At 70.0% G+C, this 19,202-nt stretch carries 14 protein-coding genes and 2 riboswitches; of the genes, 5 read left to right on the forward strand and 9 right to left on the reverse strand.

Translation table 11 applies throughout. The features are described 5' to 3' along the window. Positions 1-4 precede the first annotated feature (4 nt). The 6 genes from ACNI65_RS12555 to ACNI65_RS12580 form a co-directional block, all read right to left on the reverse strand. Positions 5-2,185 carry a hypothetical protein gene (locus tag ACNI65_RS12555; RefSeq protein ID WP_416763417.1) on the reverse strand — a complete coding sequence of 727 codons (2,181 nt, stop codon included), beginning with the start codon at positions 2,183-2,185 and terminating at the stop codon, positions 5-7. A 124-nt stretch (positions 2,186-2,309) separates the two neighbouring features. After that, the gene (gene xerD, locus ACNI65_RS12560) at positions 2,310-3,251 is read right to left on the reverse strand and encodes a site-specific tyrosine recombinase XerD (RefSeq protein ID WP_416763418.1); all 942 of its coding nucleotides are present in this window, start codon (positions 3,249-3,251) and stop codon (positions 2,310-2,312) included. 141 nt (positions 3,252-3,392) lie between these two features. Continuing rightward, a complete protein-coding gene (locus ACNI65_RS12565; RefSeq protein WP_416763419.1) occupies positions 3,393-4,994 on the reverse strand; it encodes a Do family serine endopeptidase in 1,602 nt (533 codons plus the stop codon). A gap of 145 nt (positions 4,995-5,139) precedes the next feature. Then, positions 5,140-6,552, reverse strand: a complete 1,413-nt coding sequence (locus tag ACNI65_RS12570; RefSeq protein WP_416763420.1) for an ATP-binding protein — start codon at positions 6,550-6,552, stop codon at positions 5,140-5,142. Between the two features lie 5 nt (positions 6,553-6,557). Next, positions 6,558-7,217 (reverse strand): response regulator, encoded by a 660-nt coding sequence (locus ACNI65_RS12575; protein WP_416763421.1) that lies wholly within the window; start codon positions 7,215-7,217, stop codon positions 6,558-6,560. Positions 7,218-7,253: 36 nt separating this feature from the next. Further along, on the reverse strand, positions 7,254-7,916 hold the full coding sequence (locus ACNI65_RS12580; protein ID WP_416763422.1) for a hypothetical protein: 663 nt from the start codon (positions 7,914-7,916) through the stop codon (positions 7,254-7,256). A gap of 266 nt (positions 7,917-8,182) precedes the next feature. Continuing rightward, a riboswitch (glycine riboswitch) is annotated at positions 8,183-8,286 on the forward strand. A 10-nt stretch (positions 8,287-8,296) separates the two neighbouring features. After that, positions 8,297-8,418: riboswitch (glycine riboswitch) on the forward strand. Between the two features lie 65 nt (positions 8,419-8,483). Between ACNI65_RS12580 and gcvT the strand changes: the two genes are divergently transcribed. The 4 genes from gcvT (at position 8,484) to ACNI65_RS12600 (ending at position 14,531) form a co-directional block, all read left to right on the forward strand. Then, complete coding sequence (gene gcvT / locus ACNI65_RS12585) at positions 8,484-9,617, forward strand: glycine cleavage system aminomethyltransferase GcvT (RefSeq protein WP_416763423.1); 1,134 nt, start codon at positions 8,484-8,486, stop codon at positions 9,615-9,617. A gap of 80 nt (positions 9,618-9,697) precedes the next feature. Further along, positions 9,698-10,069 (forward strand): glycine cleavage system protein GcvH, encoded by a 372-nt coding sequence (gene gcvH, locus ACNI65_RS12590; protein WP_416763424.1) that lies wholly within the window; start codon positions 9,698-9,700, stop codon positions 10,067-10,069. Between the two features lie 163 nt (positions 10,070-10,232). Continuing rightward, on the forward strand, positions 10,233-13,124 hold the full coding sequence (gene gcvP / locus ACNI65_RS12595) for an aminomethyl-transferring glycine dehydrogenase (RefSeq protein ID WP_416763425.1): 2,892 nt from the start codon (positions 10,233-10,235) through the stop codon (positions 13,122-13,124). A 15-nt stretch (positions 13,125-13,139) separates the two neighbouring features. Next, complete coding sequence (locus ACNI65_RS12600) at positions 13,140-14,531, forward strand: L-serine ammonia-lyase (RefSeq protein ID WP_416763426.1); 1,392 nt, start codon at positions 13,140-13,142, stop codon at positions 14,529-14,531. Positions 14,532-14,726: 195 nt separating this feature from the next. Here ACNI65_RS12600 and ACNI65_RS12605 read toward each other — a convergent pair whose 3' ends face one another. After that, a complete protein-coding gene (locus tag ACNI65_RS12605) occupies positions 14,727-15,296 on the reverse strand; it encodes a spore coat U domain-containing protein (protein ID WP_416763427.1) in 570 nt (189 codons plus the stop codon). 261 nt (positions 15,297-15,557) lie between these two features. Between ACNI65_RS12605 and ACNI65_RS12610 the strand changes: the two genes are divergently transcribed. Continuing rightward, positions 15,558-17,003, forward strand: a complete 1,446-nt coding sequence (locus ACNI65_RS12610) for an MFS transporter (RefSeq protein WP_416763428.1) — start codon at positions 15,558-15,560, stop codon at positions 17,001-17,003. A 24-nt stretch (positions 17,004-17,027) separates the two neighbouring features. On the opposite strand, the gene ACNI65_RS12615 is transcribed toward ACNI65_RS12610, so the two are convergent. Both ACNI65_RS12615 and ACNI65_RS12620 read right to left on the reverse strand, forming a co-directional pair. Next, a complete protein-coding gene (locus ACNI65_RS12615) occupies positions 17,028-17,834 on the reverse strand; it encodes a S1 family peptidase (RefSeq protein WP_416763429.1) in 807 nt (268 codons plus the stop codon). Further along, positions 17,831-19,135 carry a GNAT family N-acetyltransferase gene (locus ACNI65_RS12620; protein WP_416763430.1) on the reverse strand — a complete coding sequence of 435 codons (1,305 nt, stop codon included), beginning with the start codon at positions 19,133-19,135 and terminating at the stop codon, positions 17,831-17,833. Before ACNI65_RS12620 ends, ACNI65_RS12615 begins: the two co-directional genes overlap by 4 nt. Positions 19,136-19,202: the final 67 nt, after the last annotated feature.

Raw genomic sequence — 19,202 nt, forward strand, 5'->3', positions numbered from 1 at the left:
CGCCTCAAACCTCGGATTCCATGATCTCGGGGCCGTGCTGGGCTGAGCGACGCGGCCCCATCACGGCGTCGATCGCCCCCAGCGTGTGGAACAGCGTGGACCGCTGACGCGCCAGGTGGATGAGTTCTTCGGACGGCGCCCCGCTCAAGGAGGACGTCTCCTTCCGGCTGAGCGCTGAGATTCGGTCCGTCACACGATCCATCTCCTTGCGCGCGGTCGCGACGAGGCCGGACTCGGCGCCATGCGCCTGGTGCAGACGCGCTTGCCGCGCCGACGTCATGGCCTTGAACGCCTGGGCCATTGCAGCCGTCACCAGTCGCGACACCTCCGCCTCGCGGTCACGGCGATCGGCGGCGCCGGACGCCCGGGCGCGCTCGCGCAACTTGTCGACCAGCGGCGCCATCTGATCCGTGAGCTTCAGAAGGTTTTGCTGGGACTCTCGAGGCTTGCCGGGGCGCTTCCTGTTCAGCGTCATGGTCAGGCGGTGGTGGAGGTCGATCTCATCCAGCAAGCCGGACAACGTCCGGGTCAGGGGGCCCGAGCGCCCCGCCTCGTTCAGGGCGCTCTCGCTGCGGGCTGTCGCGAGGTTCTTCTCCAAGGCCCGCGCACGCTCGGTGCCGACACCGCCGCTCCCTCTCAGATCCGGCGCGGAAGCTGACCTCGGCAGGCCCCGAGGTGGCGAAGGCAATCGGGCCAGCTGACGGCGCTGGACTTCCTCGCGGAGCCTGTCGACGTTCTGGCGTTCCAAGCGTCGACGAATCGGCTCGCCGCGAGACGACAGGTCCTTGGGCGGTGACGGCAATTGAGCCAGTTGCAGGAGCAGCAGCTCGTCGCCGATCTCCTCGCCCCCCTTGGTCACGCGTTGCGCGGCGGATGCTTGAGGCTGCTGCGCCAGCGCCGTGACCGGGAGCGGCGTCACCGTGGCCGTGGGCGTCGTCGTGGGCGTCAGCACAGGCCGACGCTGGACGTTCGCGGGCACCGGCTGATCCATGACGGTCGGACTATCCCCGCGCGCCGGCTCGTCCCGGATCCCTTTTGGGGATGTCTCCTCCCGGATGTCGATGAGGAGCGGGGCCTCCTGGCCCGCCGGTTCGCCCGGCGACTGGGCGGCCTCGTAGATGAGGTCCATCACCGCCTCGAGCTCGCGCTCCTGTCCCTGCGCGTATGCCGAGCCGCGGAGGTCTCGCGCGTCCTGCACGAACTCGCGTTGGCTTCGCGCGAACTGGCCCGGCGATGGCATGGGCGTACCGCTCTCCCGCGACTCGCGTCGCATGTCGTCGGCCTCGCCCAACGCATTCAAGCCGGCGATCACCGCGCCGGACTCGGTGGCGCCGTCGTGACAGATCACGCCCAGCGTCCGGCCCTCCTCGCCGCATCGGTTCTTCGCCAGACTGGCATCGATCCGCTTGAGATCCTCCACGAAGCTCATGCCATCCTCGGGCCTGGTCTTCACGTCGTGCATGCGGATCAGCCGATGCTCGGGCGGCTCACCGGGAATGTTGAGGTTCAAGGCCAGCAGCCAGCTGCCGTCGTTCGTCTCGCCGGCCAATCGGATGGCTTCGGCGTGGGCCGTTCTCCCGTTCCCCATCGGCAACTCGCCGATGACGGACTGACCCGTGTGCTTCAGCGCGGCGAAGAAGGCCGGCTCCGGTTGGCCCGGCGCCGGATGCGCCAGAACCATGTCGGAGACGTCGCTTTCCAGGATCTCGGCCGCCGAGCCGAAGAAGGCCTGCGGATCCAGTTTCGTGGGGGTGAAGGTGGGCGGGAGCGCCGGCCTCGAGGGCGCGGCGGACGGCGTGCGAGGCGGAGGCCCTCCCGCCTGCGGGTGCCGCGTGTAGGCCGGATGCGGCGCGAAGAAGGCCTGCGGCGGATGGGACGGATACGGGACGTAGCTCTGCGGCATGCCGGGCAGTCCGGGTGGCGCCGCGAACTGCACGATGGGCGGCATCCAGGGTGAAGCGTTGAATCGCGTGGCGTTCAGCATCGGAGCGACCAGCCCATGCAGCGCCTGACCGACCGAAGCCATCGCCACCGACAGCAGATGGGCGGGATTCACGCCCGGCGCCAGCGGCGGCCAGGCTGCAACGCGGGGATCGCAGGGATAGTGGCCGAAGTGCGCGGAGACCGGCTGCCCCACTCCGCCCAGCATGGGGAGGGAGGTCGAATAGACGATGGTGTGGCTCATGGCGGGGTCGGACCGGCTCCGCCGACGCGCGCGTCGCGGCGTGGGGCCATCCGGGGAGGTGGAGGACGGGGTTTGGTGTGAGCGCCCCGTGCCGCAGTTCGGCCGTCGGCCCGCGCACCGATCCTCAACCGCGCGGGTGATGCGCCGCGTGCAGGGCCTTGAGCCGCTCCCGGGCCACATGGGTGTAGATCTGCGTCGTGGACAGGTCCGCATGCCCCAGCAGCAGCTGCACGGCCCGCAGATCCGCGCCATGGTTGAGCAGGTGCGTGGCAAACGCATGCCGCAGCGTGTGCGGCGAGATCGGGCTGGTGATGCCCGCGATCCGTGCGTATTTCTTGACGATCCGCCAGAAGCTCTCCCGCGTCATGGCTTGACCGAATCGGCTCAGGAACAGGTCATCGGTGCCGCGCGCGCTGAGCAGTTGCGTGCGCGCCTCCTGCAGGTAGCGCATCAGCCAGGCATGGGCCTCCTCGCCGAACGGCACCAGGCGCTCCTTGTCGCCCTTGCCGGTCACGCGCAGCACTGCCTCGCGCAGGCCCACGTGCACGCTCTTGAGCGTGACCAGCTCGCTCACGCGCAGGCCGCTGGCGTACATCAGCTCCAGCATCGCCCGATCGCGCAGGCCCTGGGCCGTGCCGACGTCAGGCGCTTCGAGCAGGCTTTCCACCTGCTGTTGCGACAGCGTCTTGGGCACGCGCATCGGCTGCTTCGCGGTGATCAGCTTGAGCGTCGGATCGCGCTCGATGCGGCGCTCGCGCAGCGCCCAGCGGAAATAGCGCTTGAACACCGACAGGCGCCGATTCGCCGAGCTCGCCTTGCCGCCCTCGTGCCGCGCCGAGGCATACCCAAGCAGGTCGAGCTCCTCGATCTCATCCATCGCGCGGCCGCGCTGCGCGGCGGCCCAGTCGGCCAGGAGCTGGAGGTCACGCCGATACGCCAGCTGGCTGTTCCGCGACAAGCCCTCCTCGATCCACAGCGATTCGATGAACGCGTCGATCGCCTGCTGGCTGCGCGCGCGCGCGGCGCTCATCACCGGCGATTCGTCAGGGGACTTCGAACTCGACATGCCGCGCATGATGCCAGCGCCGCAACGGTCGAAAAGCGGGTGGAAAAAAAAGGGGTCCGCGCCACCACGCGCGGACCCCACGGAGCAACCGCCACAGGCAGCGGTCGGTTGGGAGGGAAACGTTGAGAAAGCGGTCGTCGATCAGCCGATGCGCACCGGCACGAAGATCTTGTCGCCGCCGCGCTGCACCAGCAGCGCCACCGATTTCTCGGCACCCTTGACGGCATTGCGCACCTGGTCGATCGATTGCACCGGCGTGCCGTTGACGGCCAGCAGCACGTCGCCCGGACGCACGCCCGCGCGCGCCGCGGCGCTGCCGTCGCCGACCTCCTGGATCAGCAGCCCATCGCGCGTGCCCAGCTGGCGGCGTTCCTCGGGCTGCAGCGGACGCAGCGCCAAGCCCAGCTTGCCGTGGTCGGCATCGGCGTCACTCGATCCCTTGGCCGCGAGCTTGGCGGACTTGTCGTTCGCGTCGCCCAGCGTGGCGGTGATCGTCTCGCGCTTGCCGTTGCGCCACACGTCGATGTCGACCTTGTCGCCCGGCAGGGACTGGTCCACCAGCGCCGGCAGGTCGCCGCTGGACACGATGCGCTGGCCCTTGAAGCCCAGGATCACATCCCCCGAGCGCAGGCCGGCCTTGGCCGCCGGACCGTTGTCCTCGACATTGGCCACCAGCGCGCCCTCGGGACGATCCAGCTTGAAGGAGTCGGCGAAGCCCTGGTTGACTTCCTGCACCATCACGCCGAGCTTGGCGTGCTGCACCTTGCCGCCCTTCTCGATCTGCGTGCGGACCTTGTTGGCGACCTCGACGGGAATGGCGAAGGACAGGCCCTGGTACCCGCCCGATGCGCTGTAGATCTGCGAGTTGATGCCCACGACCTCGCCCCGCGCGTTGAACAGCGGCCCGCCCGAGTTGCCCGGGTTGATCGCCACGTCCGTCTGCAGGAAGGGCACACGGCTCTCGTCCGGACCCAGCGAGCGGCCCTTGGCGCTGATCACGCCGGCGCTGACGCTGTTCTCGAAACCGAAGGGCGAGCCGATGGCCAGCACCCATTCACCCACGCGCAGGTCGCGCGTGGCGCCCAGGCGCACCGTGGGCAGGTTCTTGGCCTCGATCTTGAGCACGGCGACATCGGTGGACTTGTCGCTGCCCAGCACCTTGGCGCGGAACTCGCGTCGGTCGGTCAGCTTGACCACGACGTCCTGCGCGTCCTGCACGACGTGCGCGTTCGTGAGGATCACGCCATCGGCGCTGACGATGAACCCCGAGCCCTGGCCGCGGATCTCGCGGCTGCCGCCGCTGCCACCATTGCCGCCCTCGCCGCCATTGGGCCCGCCGGGCATGCCCGGGACGCCGAAGCGGCGGAAGAATTCATAGAACGGGTCGTCCGGATCGATCTGCGGCGCGCGCGCCGCGCGTGTCTTCACGGTGCCCGACACGCTGATGTTGACCACCGCCGGGCCCTGCGCCGCGGCGATCTGCGCGAAGTCCGGCATGCCTGCGGGCGGCGGCGTGAAGTTGCCCGCCGGGGCGGCCGCGTTGGCCGTCGGCGTCGTCACCGCCGCCACCTGCGTGCCGTCCGAGCCGGCCGACACGGACGCGCTCGGCGTCTCGGTCTGCGCGACCGGCATCAGCTTGGCGTTGCGCATCGCGAGCGCACCGCCCGCGGCTCCCAGCACGCCAGCCGCGGCCAGCGCCCACACGAGTTTCTTCACCGGAATCATCTTCTCCACTTGAGCCATCTGAACCTCCAGATTTGCTGCCGGCCGCCGGGTCCTGGGACCCTGCGCCGATTCGATGGCTTGAAGTGTGAGGAGCTTGGCTTAGGTCGCTCTTAATCCCGGAAAGGTCGTCGTGAAGGGCAAGTAAAGCCGAGCGAGCCGGGCGTCAAGCGGGCGGCAGCGCAGGCGGTTCGACCGGGGTCAAGGGCAATGGAGACGGCCCCTGCGGCACGCGCGACAAGGGCATCGCCAGCTCCACGCGCAACCCGCCCAGCGCGGTGCTGTGCCCCAGGCGCAGCGTGGCGCCGTGGTCGTCGGCGATGCTGCGCACCAGCGCCAGGCCCAGGCCGGTGCCCGGTGCCTGCTGCGCCTGCGCCTCGGAACGGTAGAAGCGATCGAACACGCGCCCGCGTTCCGCGTCGGGGATGCCCGGACCATCGTCCTCGACGACGAGCAGCGCCTGGCCGCCGCTGCGCTCCAGGCTCAGGTCCACGCGGCGGCGTCCGTACTTCACGCCGTTGTCGATCAGGTTGCGCAGCAGCATCGTCAGCGCCTCGCGATGGCCGTCCACGCGGGCCGGATCGCAGCGCCCCAGCCCGAGGTCCACCCCGCGCGCCTGGGCCAGCGTCGCCGCGTCGACGACCGCGTCGCGGCACAGCGCATCCAGCGCGATAGGCTGCATCGGCGCCTGCGCCTTGGCGCTGTCCTGTCGCGCCAGCGCGAGCAGCTGCTCGATCAGGTGGGACGCGCGGTCGATGCCCGAGCCCAGCTTCTCCAGCGCCTGCGCGCGCGCCGTGTCGTCCGGCGCGCGCCGCACCGACTGCAGCTGCAGCTTGAGCGCGGCCAGCGGCGAGCGCAGCTCATGCGCGGCGTCGGCCACGAACTGCTGCTGCTGCTCGAAGGCCTGCCGCACGCGGTCCAGCAGCGCGTTGAGCTCGGTGACCAGCGGCTGGACCTCCGCGGGCAGGTCCTCCTCGTCCACCGGGGCGAGGTCCTGCGCCACGCGGCGCGACAGCTGCTGGCGCACGCGCTCCAGCGGCGCCAGCGAGTGCGACACCACCCACCACACCACGAGCGCCAGCATCGGCAGCATCAGCGCCGTGGGCAGCGCGGTGCGCCACGCGAGCTGGCCCGCCATGCGCTGTCGCACCGCGATGTCCTGCGCGACCTGCACGACCTGGAACCGGCCCTGCACCGCGAAGACGCGATAACGCTTGCCGCGCAACGCGACATTGGAGAAGCCCAGCACCGCGCGCTGCGGCAGCCAGTCCGGCCCGGCGGAGCGGTACAGCGGCGTGCCGTCCAGCCCCCAGACCTGCACGATCAGGTCGATGCTCTGTTCCTCGCCCAGCGGCAGCGGCAGGCCCGTGCCCATGCCCGCGCGCAGCGACAGCGCGACCTGCTGCATCTGGTAGTCGAAGATCTCGTCGGTCTCCATGAGCGCGTTGCGATACGCGCTCATGCCCTGGATCAGCGCGCTGGTCAGCATCGCCGCCAGCAGGAACAGCAGCAGCCGGTAACGCAGCGAGCGCGGCAGCAGCGCGAAACGGCCGCGCCGCGGCGCGTCGGATCCGTCCACCGCGTTCATTCCTTGGGCACGCGGTAACCCACGCCGCGCACGTTCTGGATCAGCTCGGCGCCGAGCTTCTTGCGCAGCCCGTGGATGTAGACCTCGACCGCGTTGCTGCTGATCTCGTCCTTCCAGCCGTAGAGCTTCTCCTCGAGCTGCTGGCGCGACAGCACGATGCCCGGGCGCGCGATCAGCGGCTCCAGCACGGCCCATTCGCGCTGCGACAGCGTGACGGGATGCCCGTGCGCGGTGACCTCGCGCGTGGCCGGGTTGATGCTCACGCCCATGTGCTCGTAGACCGGCTCGGCGCGGCCGGCCGCGCGTCGCAGCAGCGCGCGGATGCGCGCCAGCAGCTCATCGAGCTCGAAGGGCTTGAGCACGTAGTCGTCGGCGCCGGCATCCAGCCCCGCCACGCGCTGGGCGGTGGCGTCGCGCGCGGTGGCGATCAGCACCGGCACGGTCTGCTTGCGCCCGCGCAGGGCCTGCAGCACGCCCATGCCGTCGCGCTTGGGCAGGCCCAGGTCCAGGATCACGAGGTCGTAGGTCTGGGACTGCAGCGCGGTGTCGGCGATCTCGCCGTCGCGCACCCAGTCCACGGCATAACCCTCGGCGCGCAGCAGCTCGAGCAGCTGCTCGCCAATCATGAGGTCGTCTTCCACCAGCAGGAGTCGCATGGGCGCGATTGTGCACGGGCGCCGGACGGCGGGGGATCAGGACTGCCGGGGCGCCGCGATCAACGCGCGGATGACCGCCTTCGCAAACCGCGCCTCGAGTTGCCGGGGATCGGGCCGGTCGTCAGGCCGGCCCAGGATCATCGGCGACGCCTCGATCTCGCGATCCAGTTGCCGGCGCGCACGGCGGAAATCGCCGACGCCGCCCCCCGCGACCCGGCGAGCCCATTCCTTGCGCGCCGGGTACGCGCAGTCCAGGAAGGCCCGGTTGACGGACCGATGGACGATGAGCGCGAACTGCGCCGGCATGAGGTCGCGGTGTCGCGGGTCGACGCCCAGATAGGCCGAGGCCAGGCTGGCGCCGATGCGCCGGGCATGGCCAAGCACCTCGTTGCCCTTCTGCTCCTTCGGACCGAAGTGCTTGCGCCACCAGCCCGGCAGTCCGCCCGGGCGCCCCATTCGTTGCGACAGCCCGGCGACGCTCTTCTGGTTCAGCTTCTCGAGGCGGGTCCAGAAGCCAGGCGTCGGCTCGGCGCCCGGAATGGGCGGCGCGGTGTTCTGCGGCGCGGTGTTGGGCAGCGTGGTGTTGGGCGGCGCGGCCTCGGGCGGGAGGCGCAGGATCGGCGAGGGCTCCAGGCGCATCGTCGCCCGGCCCGCGCTGAGATGGGCGATGGCCGTGTCACTGCGACGACGCTCGGCCACGTCGCGAACGGGCGCCGGCGCCGGGTCGGGAGACGGCGCCGGGGAAGGCTCTGGGGATGGCGGCGGCGGTGGCGGAGGTGGCAGCGGCAAATGAAGCACCGAGGTCGCCTGCGGTTTCATGACGGGAACTCCTTCGACCCGCCAGCGGGGCCGCCGCGCTGGGTGGTCGCCCGTCCCCCGAGCACCCGACACCCGACGGCCATCCCGGCGTCATTCCCCCTGTGCCCCATCCGACACGCGACCGCGCCCGATTCCATGACTACAATGCGCGCCTGTCAGGAGAGAGCCCCCTCGCGGGGGCCGCCGAAGGCGCAGTGGCACTGGCGATCCCACGCTGCGAACGCTCAGGCAAAAGGACTGGCAAAACGCCCGAGACATCGGGCGTCCTCACTGGAGAGAGGCGGGGCGGACCATCACCGGTCGAGCCCGTCCACCGAAGGGGCAAGCCGACGGCCAACCGCCGATGGCCAATCTCTCAGGTAAAGCGGACAGCGAGGGCATTTCCCCCACCCGGGCGTGACACGGTCACGATCGGCGTGGTCACGACGAATGCCCTCGGAGCGAGACATGTCCGCTGATCAGTCCCTGAACACGCCCCTGCACAAGACCCCCCTGCACGCGCTCCACGTCGAGCTCGGCGCCAAGATGGTGCCCTTCGCCGGCTACGACATGCCGGTCCAGTACCCCGCCGGCGTGATGGCCGAGCACAAGCACACCCGCGCCGCCGCTGGTCTCTTCGACGTCTCCCACATGGGCCAGGTCCTGCTGGTGGGCGATGACGCCGCCGCCGCGCTCGAGACCCTCGTCCCCGTCGACATCGTCGACCTGGGCCTGTTCAAGCAGCGCTACGCGCTGTTCACCGCCGACGACGGCGGCATCCTGGACGACCTGATGGTCGCGCGCCGCACCGACGGCCTGTTCGTCGTCGTCAACGCCGGCTGCCGCGATCAGGACATCGCCCACATGCAGAAGCACCTGTCGGGCCGCTGCGAGGTGCGTCCGATGCCCGAGCAGGCGCTGCTCGCGCTGCAGGGCCCGCAGGCGGTGACGGCGCTGTCGCGCCTGAACGCCGACGTCGCCAAGCTGGTCTTCATGACCGGCGGCTTCTTCGACCTGGACGGCATCCCGACCTTCGTCACCCGCTCGGGCTACACCGGCGAGGACGGCTACGAGATCTCCGTGGCCGCGGACCGCTCGGTGGAACTGGCCCGCAAGCTGCTGGCGCAGCCCGAGGTGATGCCGATCGGCCTGGGCGCGCGCGATTCGCTGCGCCTGGAAGCCGGTCTGTGCCTGTACGGCCATGACATCGACACGACGACCACGCCGGTCGAGGCCTCGCTGACCTGGGCGATCCAGAAGGTGCGCCGCGCCGGCGGCGCCCGTGCCGGCGGATATCCCGGCGCGGCCGTCATCGACCGCCAGTTCGCCGAAGGCGCGGCGCGCAAGCGCGTCGGCCTGGTCAGCTCGGAGCGCATGCCCGTGCGCGAGGGCGCCAAGCTCGTCAACGCCGAGGGTGTCGAGATCGGCGTCGTCACCAGCGGCACGCTGGGCCCGACGGTGGGCAAGCCGGTCGCGCTGGCCTACGTGCAGACGCCTTACGCGGCGCTGGGCACGGAGCTCTTCGCCGAGGTGCGCGGCAAGCGCACGCCGATGACGGTGTCTTCCACGCCGTTCACGCCCAACGGATACTTCCGCGGCTGATCCGCGATCCTGGGTCATCACCCGTTCCGTTTTTCCTCTCTCAACCTTGCGCGACCTTCGCCGGTAGCACGGAGTCTTCCATGAGCATCAAGTACACGCCCGACCACGAGTGGGTCGACACCACCGACGGCATCGCCACCGTGGGCATCACGGTCCACGCGCAGGACGCGCTGGGCGACGTCGTGTTCGTGGACCTGCCCGACGTGGGCAAGTCCTTCGCCGCCAAGGAAGTGGCCGGCGTCGTCGAGTCGGTCAAGGCCGCCGCTGACGTCTACGCCCCGGTCTCGGGCGAGATCGTCGAGGTCAACGAGGCGCTGCGCGCCGACCCGTCGCTGGCCAACACCGACCCGCTGAAGTCGGGCTGGTTCTTCAAGGTCAAGCTGTCCAATCCGTCGGAACTCGATGGCCTGATGGATACGACCGCTTACGACGAGCTCGTGAAGAACTCCTGACCGTCGGCCGTAGAGGCCTCGCTTCGGGCGGGCCGCGTTGTTGCGGATCCTCGCCATAGCGCTGCTATGGCTCCGGTCCGCGCCTAGCGGCCCTTCCCGAATCGAAGCCTCTCCGACCCACGGTCACTGATGACTTCGATTTCATTTCCAGGATCGCCCCGCCATGTCCGCCCTGCCCTCGTTCGCCGAGCTCGAGAACGCCGTCGAGTTCCACGCCCGTCACATCGGTCCCGACGCCCATGACGAAACGCTGATGCTGTCGGCGATCGGCAGCGCCTCGCGCGCCGCGCTGATCGACGCCATCGTCCCGGCCGCCATCAAGCGCGCCGCGAAGATGGACCTGCCCGACGCCGTCACCGAAGCGCGGGCGCTGGCCGAGCTCAAGGCCATCGCGGGCAGGAACCAGATCCTGAAGAGCTTCATCGGCCAGGGCTATCACGGCACGCTCACCCCGGGCGTCATCCTGCGCAACATCCTCGAGAACCCCGCCTGGTACACCGCCTATACGCCCTACCAGGCCGAGATCTCGCAAGGCCGCATGGAAGCGCTGGTCAACTTCCAGACCATGGTCTGCGACCTGACCGGCATGGCCATCGCCAACGCCTCCATGCTGGACGAGGCCACCGCCGCCGCCGAAGGCATGACGCTGGCCGCGCGCATGGCCAAGAGCAAGAGCCAGACCTTCTTCGTCGCCGACGACGTGCTGCCCCAGACGCTGGAAGTCGTGCGCACCCGCGCCGAGCCGCTGGGCATCAACGTGCTGGTCGGACCGGCCGAGGACGCCGGCAAGACCGAGTGCTTCGGCGCGCTGGTCCAGTACCCCGGCGTGACCGGCGTGGTGCGTCCGCTGCAGGCCATCGCCGACGCGGTCCACGCGCACGGCGGCCTCCTGGTGGCCGCGGCTGACCTGCTGGCCCTGACGCTGATCGCCGCCCCCGGCGAGCAAGGCGCCGACATCGCCGTGGGCACGACCCAGCGTTTCGGCATGCCCATGGGCGCCGGCGGCCCGCACGCCGCCTACATGGCCTGCCGCGACGAGTTCAAGCGCTCGCTGCCGGGCCGCCTGGTCGGCGTGTCCGTGGACTCGCACGGCAAGCCCGCCTATCGCCTGTCGCTGCAGACCCGCGAGCAGCACATCCGCCGCGAGAAGGCGACGTCCAACATCTGCACGGCGCAGGTGCTGCCGGCCGTCGTGGCCAGCATGTACGCCGTCTATCACGGCCCGCAGGGCCTGAAGCGCATCGCGCAGCGCGTCGCCGCCTATGCCGCCGTGCTGGCGCAAGGCCTGAAGTCGCTGGGCCTGACGCTGGTCCATGAGACCGCCTTCGACACCGTGCACGTGCGCACCGGCGCGCACACCGGCCCGGTGCTGGCCGCCGCCGTCGCCGCCGGCATGAACCTGCGCCGCGCGGGCGAGGACAGCATCAGCGTCACGCTGGACGAGACCACCACCCGCGCCGACATCCAGGCCGTGCTGACGGTCTTCGCCGAGGGCAAGCCGGTGGCGGACGCCTTCACCGGCGCCGCCGTGGCGACGCTGATCCCGGCCGCGATGGCCCGCACCAGCGCCTACCTGACGCATCCGATCTTCAACATCCACCACTCCGAGACGGAGATGCTGCGCTACATCCGCCTGCTGTCCGACAAGGACCTGGCGCTGGACCGCAGCATGATCCCGCTGGGCTCGTGCACGATGAAGCTCAACGCGACCAGCGAGATGATCCCCATCACCTGGCCCGAGTTCGCGCAGGTGCACCCGTTCGCGCCGCAGAGCCAACTGCAGGGCTACGCCCAGCTGGACCAGCAGCTGACCGCCTGGCTGTGCCAGGCCACCGGCTACGCGGGCGTCTCGCTGCAGCCCAACGCGGGCTCGCAGGGCGAGTACGCCGGCCTGCTGATCATCAAGGCCTGGCACGAGTCGCGCGGCGACGCGCATCGCAAGATCTGCCTGATCCCCGAATCGGCGCACGGCACCAACCCGGCCTCGGCGCAGATGGTGGGCATGCAGGTCGTCGTGACCAAGTGCGACAAGGAAGGCAACATCGACCTGGCCGACCTGAAGGCCAAGTGCGAGCAGCACAGCGCCAACCTCGCCGCGATCATGATCACCTACCCCTCGACGTACGGCGTGTTCGACACGCACGTCAAGGAGATCTGCGCGCTGGTGCATGAACACGGCGGCCGCGTGTACGTCGACGGCGCCAACATGAACGCGCTGGTCGGCATCGCCGCCCCCGGCCAGTTCGGCGGCGACGTGTCCCACCTGAACCTGCACAAGACCTTCTGCATCCCGCACGGCGGCGGCGGCCCCGGCGTCGGCCCGGTCTGCGTGGTCGAGGACCTCGTGCCCTTCCTGCCGGCGCACCGCGCCGCGGGCCTGGGCGAGACGACCGCCATCGGCGCCGTCTCCGCCGCGCCGCTGGGCAACGCGGCCGTGCTGCCGATCTCGTGGATGTACATCCGCATGATGGGCGAGGTCGGCCTGAAGGCCGCGACGGAAACCGCCATCCTGTCGGCCAACTACGTGGCGGCCCGCCTGTCGGACCACTACGACATCCACTTCAGCGGCAACATCGATGGCGTCAAGGGCGGCGGCGTCGCCCACGAGTGCATCCTGGACCTGCGCCCGCTCAAGGACTCCTCCGGCATCTCCGCCGAGGACGTCGCCAAGCGCCTCATCGACTACGGCTTCCACGCGCCCACGCTGTCCTTCCCGGTCGCGGGCACGCTGATGGTCGAGCCGACCGAGAGCGAGTCCAAGTTCGAGCTCGACCGCTTCATCGCCGCGATGATCCAGATCCGCGAGGAGATCGCCAAGGTCGAGTCCGGCGCCTGGTCCAAGACCGACAACCCGCTGGTGAACGCGCCGCACACGGCCGAGAGCCTGCTCACGACCGTGTGGGCCCACGGCTACTCGCGCGACGACGCGGCCTATCCGGTGCCCGCGCTGCGCCACGTGAAGTACTGGTCGCCGGTCGGCCGCGTGGACAACGTCTACGGCGACCGCAACCTGGTCTGTTCCTGCCCCCCGCTGTCGGCCTACGCCGACGAGTGATCGAGGAGAGGTCTCATGGCAGTTTCCGTCTTCGACCTCTTCAAGATCGGCATCGGACCGTCGAGTTCCCACACGGTCGGTCCGATGCGCGCCGCGCGCATGTTCGTGCAACGCCTTCGCCACGAGGGCGTGCTCGACCGCACGGTGCGCGTGGCCACGGCGCTCTACGGCTCGCTCGGCGCCACGGGCAAGGGCCACGGCTCGGACAAGGCCGTGCTGCTGGGCCTCGCCGGCCATGAACCCGACACCGTCGACATCGAGGCCATTCCCGGCATCCTCGACGGCATCCGCGCCGACAAGCGCATCGCGCTGGGCGGCGACCATGTCGTGGCCTTCGACGAGGCCCGCGACCTCGTCATGTACCGCCGCCAGAGCCTGCCGCTGCACGCCAACGGCATGCGCTGCATCGCCTTCGACGCCGAAGGCAACGAGCTGCAGAACCGCGTCTATTACTCGGTCGGCGGCGGCTTCGTCGTCACCGAGGAAGTGCTGGCCGACGGCGCCAAGCAGAAGCAGATCGCGCCCGACACGACGGTGCTGCCCTACCCGTTCAAGACCGGCGCCGAGCTGCTGGCCCTGACGGAGAAGGAGCACTGCTCGATCGCGGAGATCATGCGCCGCAACGAGCGTCACTGGCGCTCCGACGAGGAGACGCGCTCGGGCCTGCTGAAGATCTGGCACGTGATGCAGGAATGCGTGCAGCGCGGCTGCCGCACCGAGGGCATCCTGCCCGGCGGCTTCAAGGTCAAGCGCCGCTCGGCCGCGCTGTACCGCGACCTCGTCGCCCATCCCGAAGCCGCGCTGCGCGACCCGCTGCAGGTGATGGACTGGGTGAACCTCTACGCGCTCGCCGTGAACGAGGAGAACGCCGCCGGCGGCCGCGTCGTGACCGCGCCGACCAACGGCGCCGCGGGCATCGTGCCGGCGGTGCTGCACTACTACGCGCGCTTCGTGCACGGCGCCAACGAGGACGGCGTCATCGACTTCCTGCTGACCGCCGCGGCGATCGGCATCCTCTACAAGGAAAACGCTTCGATCTCCGGCGCGGAGGTCGGCTGCCAGGGCGAGGTGGGCGTGGCGTGCTCGATGGCCGCGGGCGCGCTGTGCGCGGTGATGGGCGGCACGCCGGCCCAGGCCGAGAACGCCGCCGAGATCGGCATGGAGCACCACCTGGGGCTGACCTGCGATCCGGTAGGCGGGCTGGTGCAGATCCCCTGCATCGAGCGCAACGCGATCGCGTCGGTGAAGGCCATCAACGCGGCGCGCATGGCGCTGCGCGGCGACGGCACGCACCACGTGAGCCTGGACAAGGTCATCAAGACGATGCGCGAGACCGGCGCGGACATGATGACCAAGTACAAGGAGACCGCCCGGGGCGGACTCGCGGTGAACATTGTCGAGTGCTGACCCGCCGCTGTCGTCAGGGGGGAGGCCGAGTCGCGTGCCCCGAAAGCCCAGCCTCCGGAATCAATCGCGAGTCGAGCGGCGTACTGCGTCAGCACTCGAGCAAAGGGTCGGTCCGGGGATCCGCCCTCCCGCGGGAGGCCCTGGATCCGCCCCGCCCTCCCTGGGGGAGCGCCGGACCGGAAGTGACGATCAGGCTCAGTAGCTGATCGTCACGGTGACGGTGTCGGTGTAGCTGCCCGGCACGACGTTGGCCAGCGACGGGATCCGGCCGTAGACCGAATGCGACTGCGCGGAGCCGGTGCCGGTGCCATTCTTGGCGCTGGACGACGAGGTGCCGTCGCCCCAGACCGAGCTGCGGCCCGAGTCGACGTAGAGCTGATAGCCCAGCGTGTCGGAGCCGCTCTTCATCGTGCGGGCCGTGAAGTTGGTGGAGCCGCCCGCGTTCGCGCCGGCGTTCAGCGCGACGGTGTAGGGCGTGGTGTTGGAGCAGGTCACGGTCAGCGTGGACGTGGCGTCCAGCGGCACGCCGGCGGCCAGCGGGTCGATCGCGGAACCGAAGTTCAGGTTGGAGCCCGAGACGGTGCACGAGCTCGTGATCGTCGCGGTCACCTGGAAGGTGTTGGTCACCGGCGTGGCCGCGTGGGCTTCCTGGATCGCGCTGAACATCAGGCCGGCGCCGATGGCCAGGCTGCTGAGCAGCATCGCGGTCTTGAACGGGCTCTGACGTTCGGCGCGGATCGCTTTCAGGTACTTGGTGGTGCTCATGTTGTTCCCCCTGTTGACGGAATGAATCTTCCGTTTCAGGCGGTTTCAACGGCAGACACGCTTGCCGTATCGCGCGGTACGGCGATTTCGGCAGCGCGTGTAGGCGATCCACCGACAGCTGACAGCCGGTGGCAGCACCGCGCGCCATGACCTCCCGGGCCTGCTCGACGCGGTGCTACAAACGCGGCCGTGTCGAAATCACGGTGGCTGGCGCGTCGTGAGTCCAGACCCTCTTAAATGCTTCACGGATCCGCGTTGCCCATGACTTCTCACCTTGATCTCCACCGTCGCCGCTGGCTCGCGCTGGGCGTGCTGTGCCTGGGCGTGCTGATGATCGTGCTGGACACGACGATCGTGAACGTGGCGCTGCCGTCGATCCGCGCGGACCTGCATTTCACCGAGACCTCGCTGGTCTGGGTGGTCAACGCCTACATGCTGACCTTCGGCGGCTTCATGCTGCTGGGCGGGCGGCTGGGCGACCTCTACGGGCACCGGCGCATGTTCCTGGCGGGGCTGGCCTTGTTCACCGGCGCGTCGGCTGCCTGCGGGCTGGCCCACACGCAGGAGCTGCTGATCGCGGCGCGCGCGGTGCAGGGGCTGGGCGGCGCGGTGGTGTCGGCGATCTCGCTGTCGCTGATCATGACGATGTTCACGGAACCCGGCGACCGCGCCAAGGCGATGGGCGTGTACGGCTTCGTGTGCGCGGGCGGCGGCAGCATCGGCGTGCTGCTGGGCGGGGTGCTGACCAGCGCGCTGAGCTGGCACTGGATCTTCCTGGTGAACCTGCCGATCGGCGCGATCGTGATCGCGCTGTGCCTGTGGCTGATCGAGCGCGGCGGGCCGACGGCGCCAGATGAGACGCTGGACTGGGCCGGCGCGGTGACGGTGACCGCGTCGCTGATGCTGGCCGTGTACGCGGTGGTGGGCGGCAACGAGGCGGGCTGGACCTCGCCGCGCACGCTGGGACTGCTGGGCGTGTCGGTGGCGCTGATGGCCGTGTTCCTCGTCGTGGAGACGAAGGTCGCGCATCCGCTGATGCCGCTGGGGCTGTTCCGGCTGCGCTCGGTGGCGGTGTCCAACGTGATCGGCGTGTTGTGGGCGGCGGCGATGTTCGCGTGGTTCTTCCTGTCGGCGCTGTACATGCAGCTGGTGCTGGGCTACGACGCGATGCACGTGGGGCTGGGATTCCTGCCGGCCAACCTGATCATGGCGGCGTTCTCGGTGGGGCTGTCGGCAAAGCTGGTGATGCGTTTCGGGCTGCGCAAGCCGCTGTGCGTGGGCTTGCTGCTGGCGGCGCTGGGGCTGGCGCTGTTCGCGCGGGCGCCGGCCGAGGGCGGCTTCTGGCTGGACGTGCTGCCGGGGATGTTGTTGCTGGGCTTGGGCGCGGGTGTGGCGTTCAACCCGGTGCTGCTGGCGGCGATGAGCGAGGTCGCGCCGAGCGAATCGGGGCTGGCCTCGGGAATGGTGAACACGTCCTTCATGCTGGGCGGCTCGCTGGGGCTGGCGGTGCTGGCGAGCCTGGCGGCGTCGCGCACGGCGGACCTGGGCGCGCTCGGTGTGGCGATGCCGGCGGCGCTGGCGGGCGGTTACCGCGTGGCGTTCGCGGTCGGCGCCGTGTTCGCGGCCTCAGGCGGCCTGCTGGCGCTGCTGCTGCGCGAGCCCGCAACGCAGGACGCGGCGGCGGCGCCGGTGGGGCATGCGGGGTGAAGCACCCCGGCCTCGCTCAGCGCGTCACTTCCCCAACAACGGCCACACGTACTTCACCGGCACGGCGTAGCTGATGCCGCTGGGCGCGCTGAGCGCCGATTCGCGGGTGCCCTTGAGCACCACCATGTTCACGATCCCCACCACCTTGCCGGTGCGGATCTCCAGCAGCGGTCCGCCGCTGTTGCCCGGGTACGCCGTCGCGTCCAGCTGCAGGAACTCCATCGGGCCCTCGCGCAACTGGCGCACCGCCCGGTCCGACAGGCTGTTGGCATTGGGCGCCGGCAAGGCCGCCCGCGTGATCGCCGCCACCGTGCCCCGGTGCGTCGCCATCGTCACGCCCAGCGCCGTGCCGATCGGATAACCCATCAGCGCCACCGCGCTGCCCTCGCGCACGACCGGTTGATCGCCGTCGGCCTCCGCCAGCGGCAGCACCCCGACCAGCGCCCCCTTGTCGTCGGCCAGTTCCAGGATCGCGAGGTCCCGAGACGCGTCGCGGCGCAGCAGCTTCACCGCGCGCAGCTGCGGCTGCCCCGAGGCATTGCCCGCCGCGGGCACGGTGATCATCAAATCCTTCTCGACCGGATTCGGGATCACATGCGAGCAGGTCACGATCCGCCGCCCATCCCCCACGACGAACCCCGTGCCGCGGAAACTGAACCGCGGACTGTCCGTCGCCGCGAAGGTCCCCACCGCCACCACCGCCTGCCGGCTGCGGTCGATCAGGTCCGGCAGCGTGTTGGACATCTCCTGCGCCCGTACCGGCGCGCACAGCCCCGCCCAGCCCAGCGCGCCGCCCGCGCCCAGCACCAGGACATCGCGTCGATTGCTCATGCGGCCAGATCCTTCGAGGTGATGCCCATCTCCAGCGTGGAGACGAAGCTGCGCCAGTGGCGGTCCGGTTCGTCGATCCGGAAACCGTAGAAGCTGCCCTGGTCCGTGTCCTTGCGGCGCACCGCGCGCGCGGTCACGTGCGCGGTCTCGTTGTGCCCGAGCTCGATCTCCACCACGCCATCCACCTGCAAGGGCAGATCGTGGTCGCACTCGGCCTGGAAACCGTGCGCCGACACCTCGATGACGTCCAGGTCGAAATGGCCGAGCTGGCTTTCGTTGGCCGCGCGGATGTCCAGATGCCCCGGGCAGCGGATCGAGTAACGCGGGTACTGCCGCAGCGAGCGCCCCAGGTCCTGCCCGCCGCCGCTCAGCATCGGCAGCACCACGCGGAACTGCGGATCCTCGCGGTAGACCGACCACAGCAGCGCCTTCTTGCGGTCGTCCATCTGCGGGAACACCGGCACCACCTGGTTGAAGAAGTGGTCCAGCAGCTCCGGCGTCATGACCGGGTCGTTGGTCGTGTGGAAGCGCCGCTCAGGCAGCCGGATGTTGGGCAGCCGCTGGCGGAAGAAATAGTGGTGGAGGTTCTTCACCGGCGCGCGGCCGCGGTAATGCCGCTCGAAGAGCGCATCCGCCTCGTGCAGGTCCAGCGTCGCGCCCACCGCCGGCGCGCCGTTGGCGAAGTCGTACTCCGCCACGGTCTGCTCCTTGAGCCGCTGGAAGAACAGCAAGGCCTCGTAGAGCTCGATCTTGTCGGGGTTCACGGCGATCACCAGGTGCCGGGTATCGAAGTACTCGGTGCAGTACTGGTGCATGAACTTCATCAGCGGGAACAGGATCGCCCCGCCCGTCTTGCGGAAGGCCGGCGCCACGGCCAGCGCGGAGATCTCGGCGATCTTGCCGCCCTTGGCCCGCACGCCCTCGAGGTCGAAGACCGACTGGAGCGGGAATCCGAACACGCCCTCGCGCACCATCGAGATGGTGCCCACCACCACCCCGTCGTACTTGGCGCACAGCGTCGTGGTCGTCGGCAGCGCGTGATAGATCGTCACGCGCAGCCCGCTGGGGTCGGGCTTCATGAAGCCGCTGCCCACGTAGGCGTCGTGCAGGATGCGGAAACACGCGTCGAGCTCTTCCTGCGTGTCCGCGACCTTCAGCTCCAGCCGCTGCGAGGGCGCGGGATCGCAATCCACCATGCGCCGGTAGATCGCGAAGCGCATCGGCTTGGGCAGCGACGAGAACACCCGTCGCAGCCCCTGGTGAAGCCGCTTGCGAAGACTGGATCGTCGAATCTGGCTCATGACCGTCCCCTCCCCGGGCGCGGTGGTGCCGCCGTCATGCGGTCCGGCGAGACGGCCGGCCCTGGGA

It is taken from the genome of Roseateles sp. So40a (assembly GCF_048081605.1).
Taxonomy (GTDB): Bacteria; Pseudomonadota; Gammaproteobacteria; order Burkholderiales; family Burkholderiaceae_C; genus Roseateles.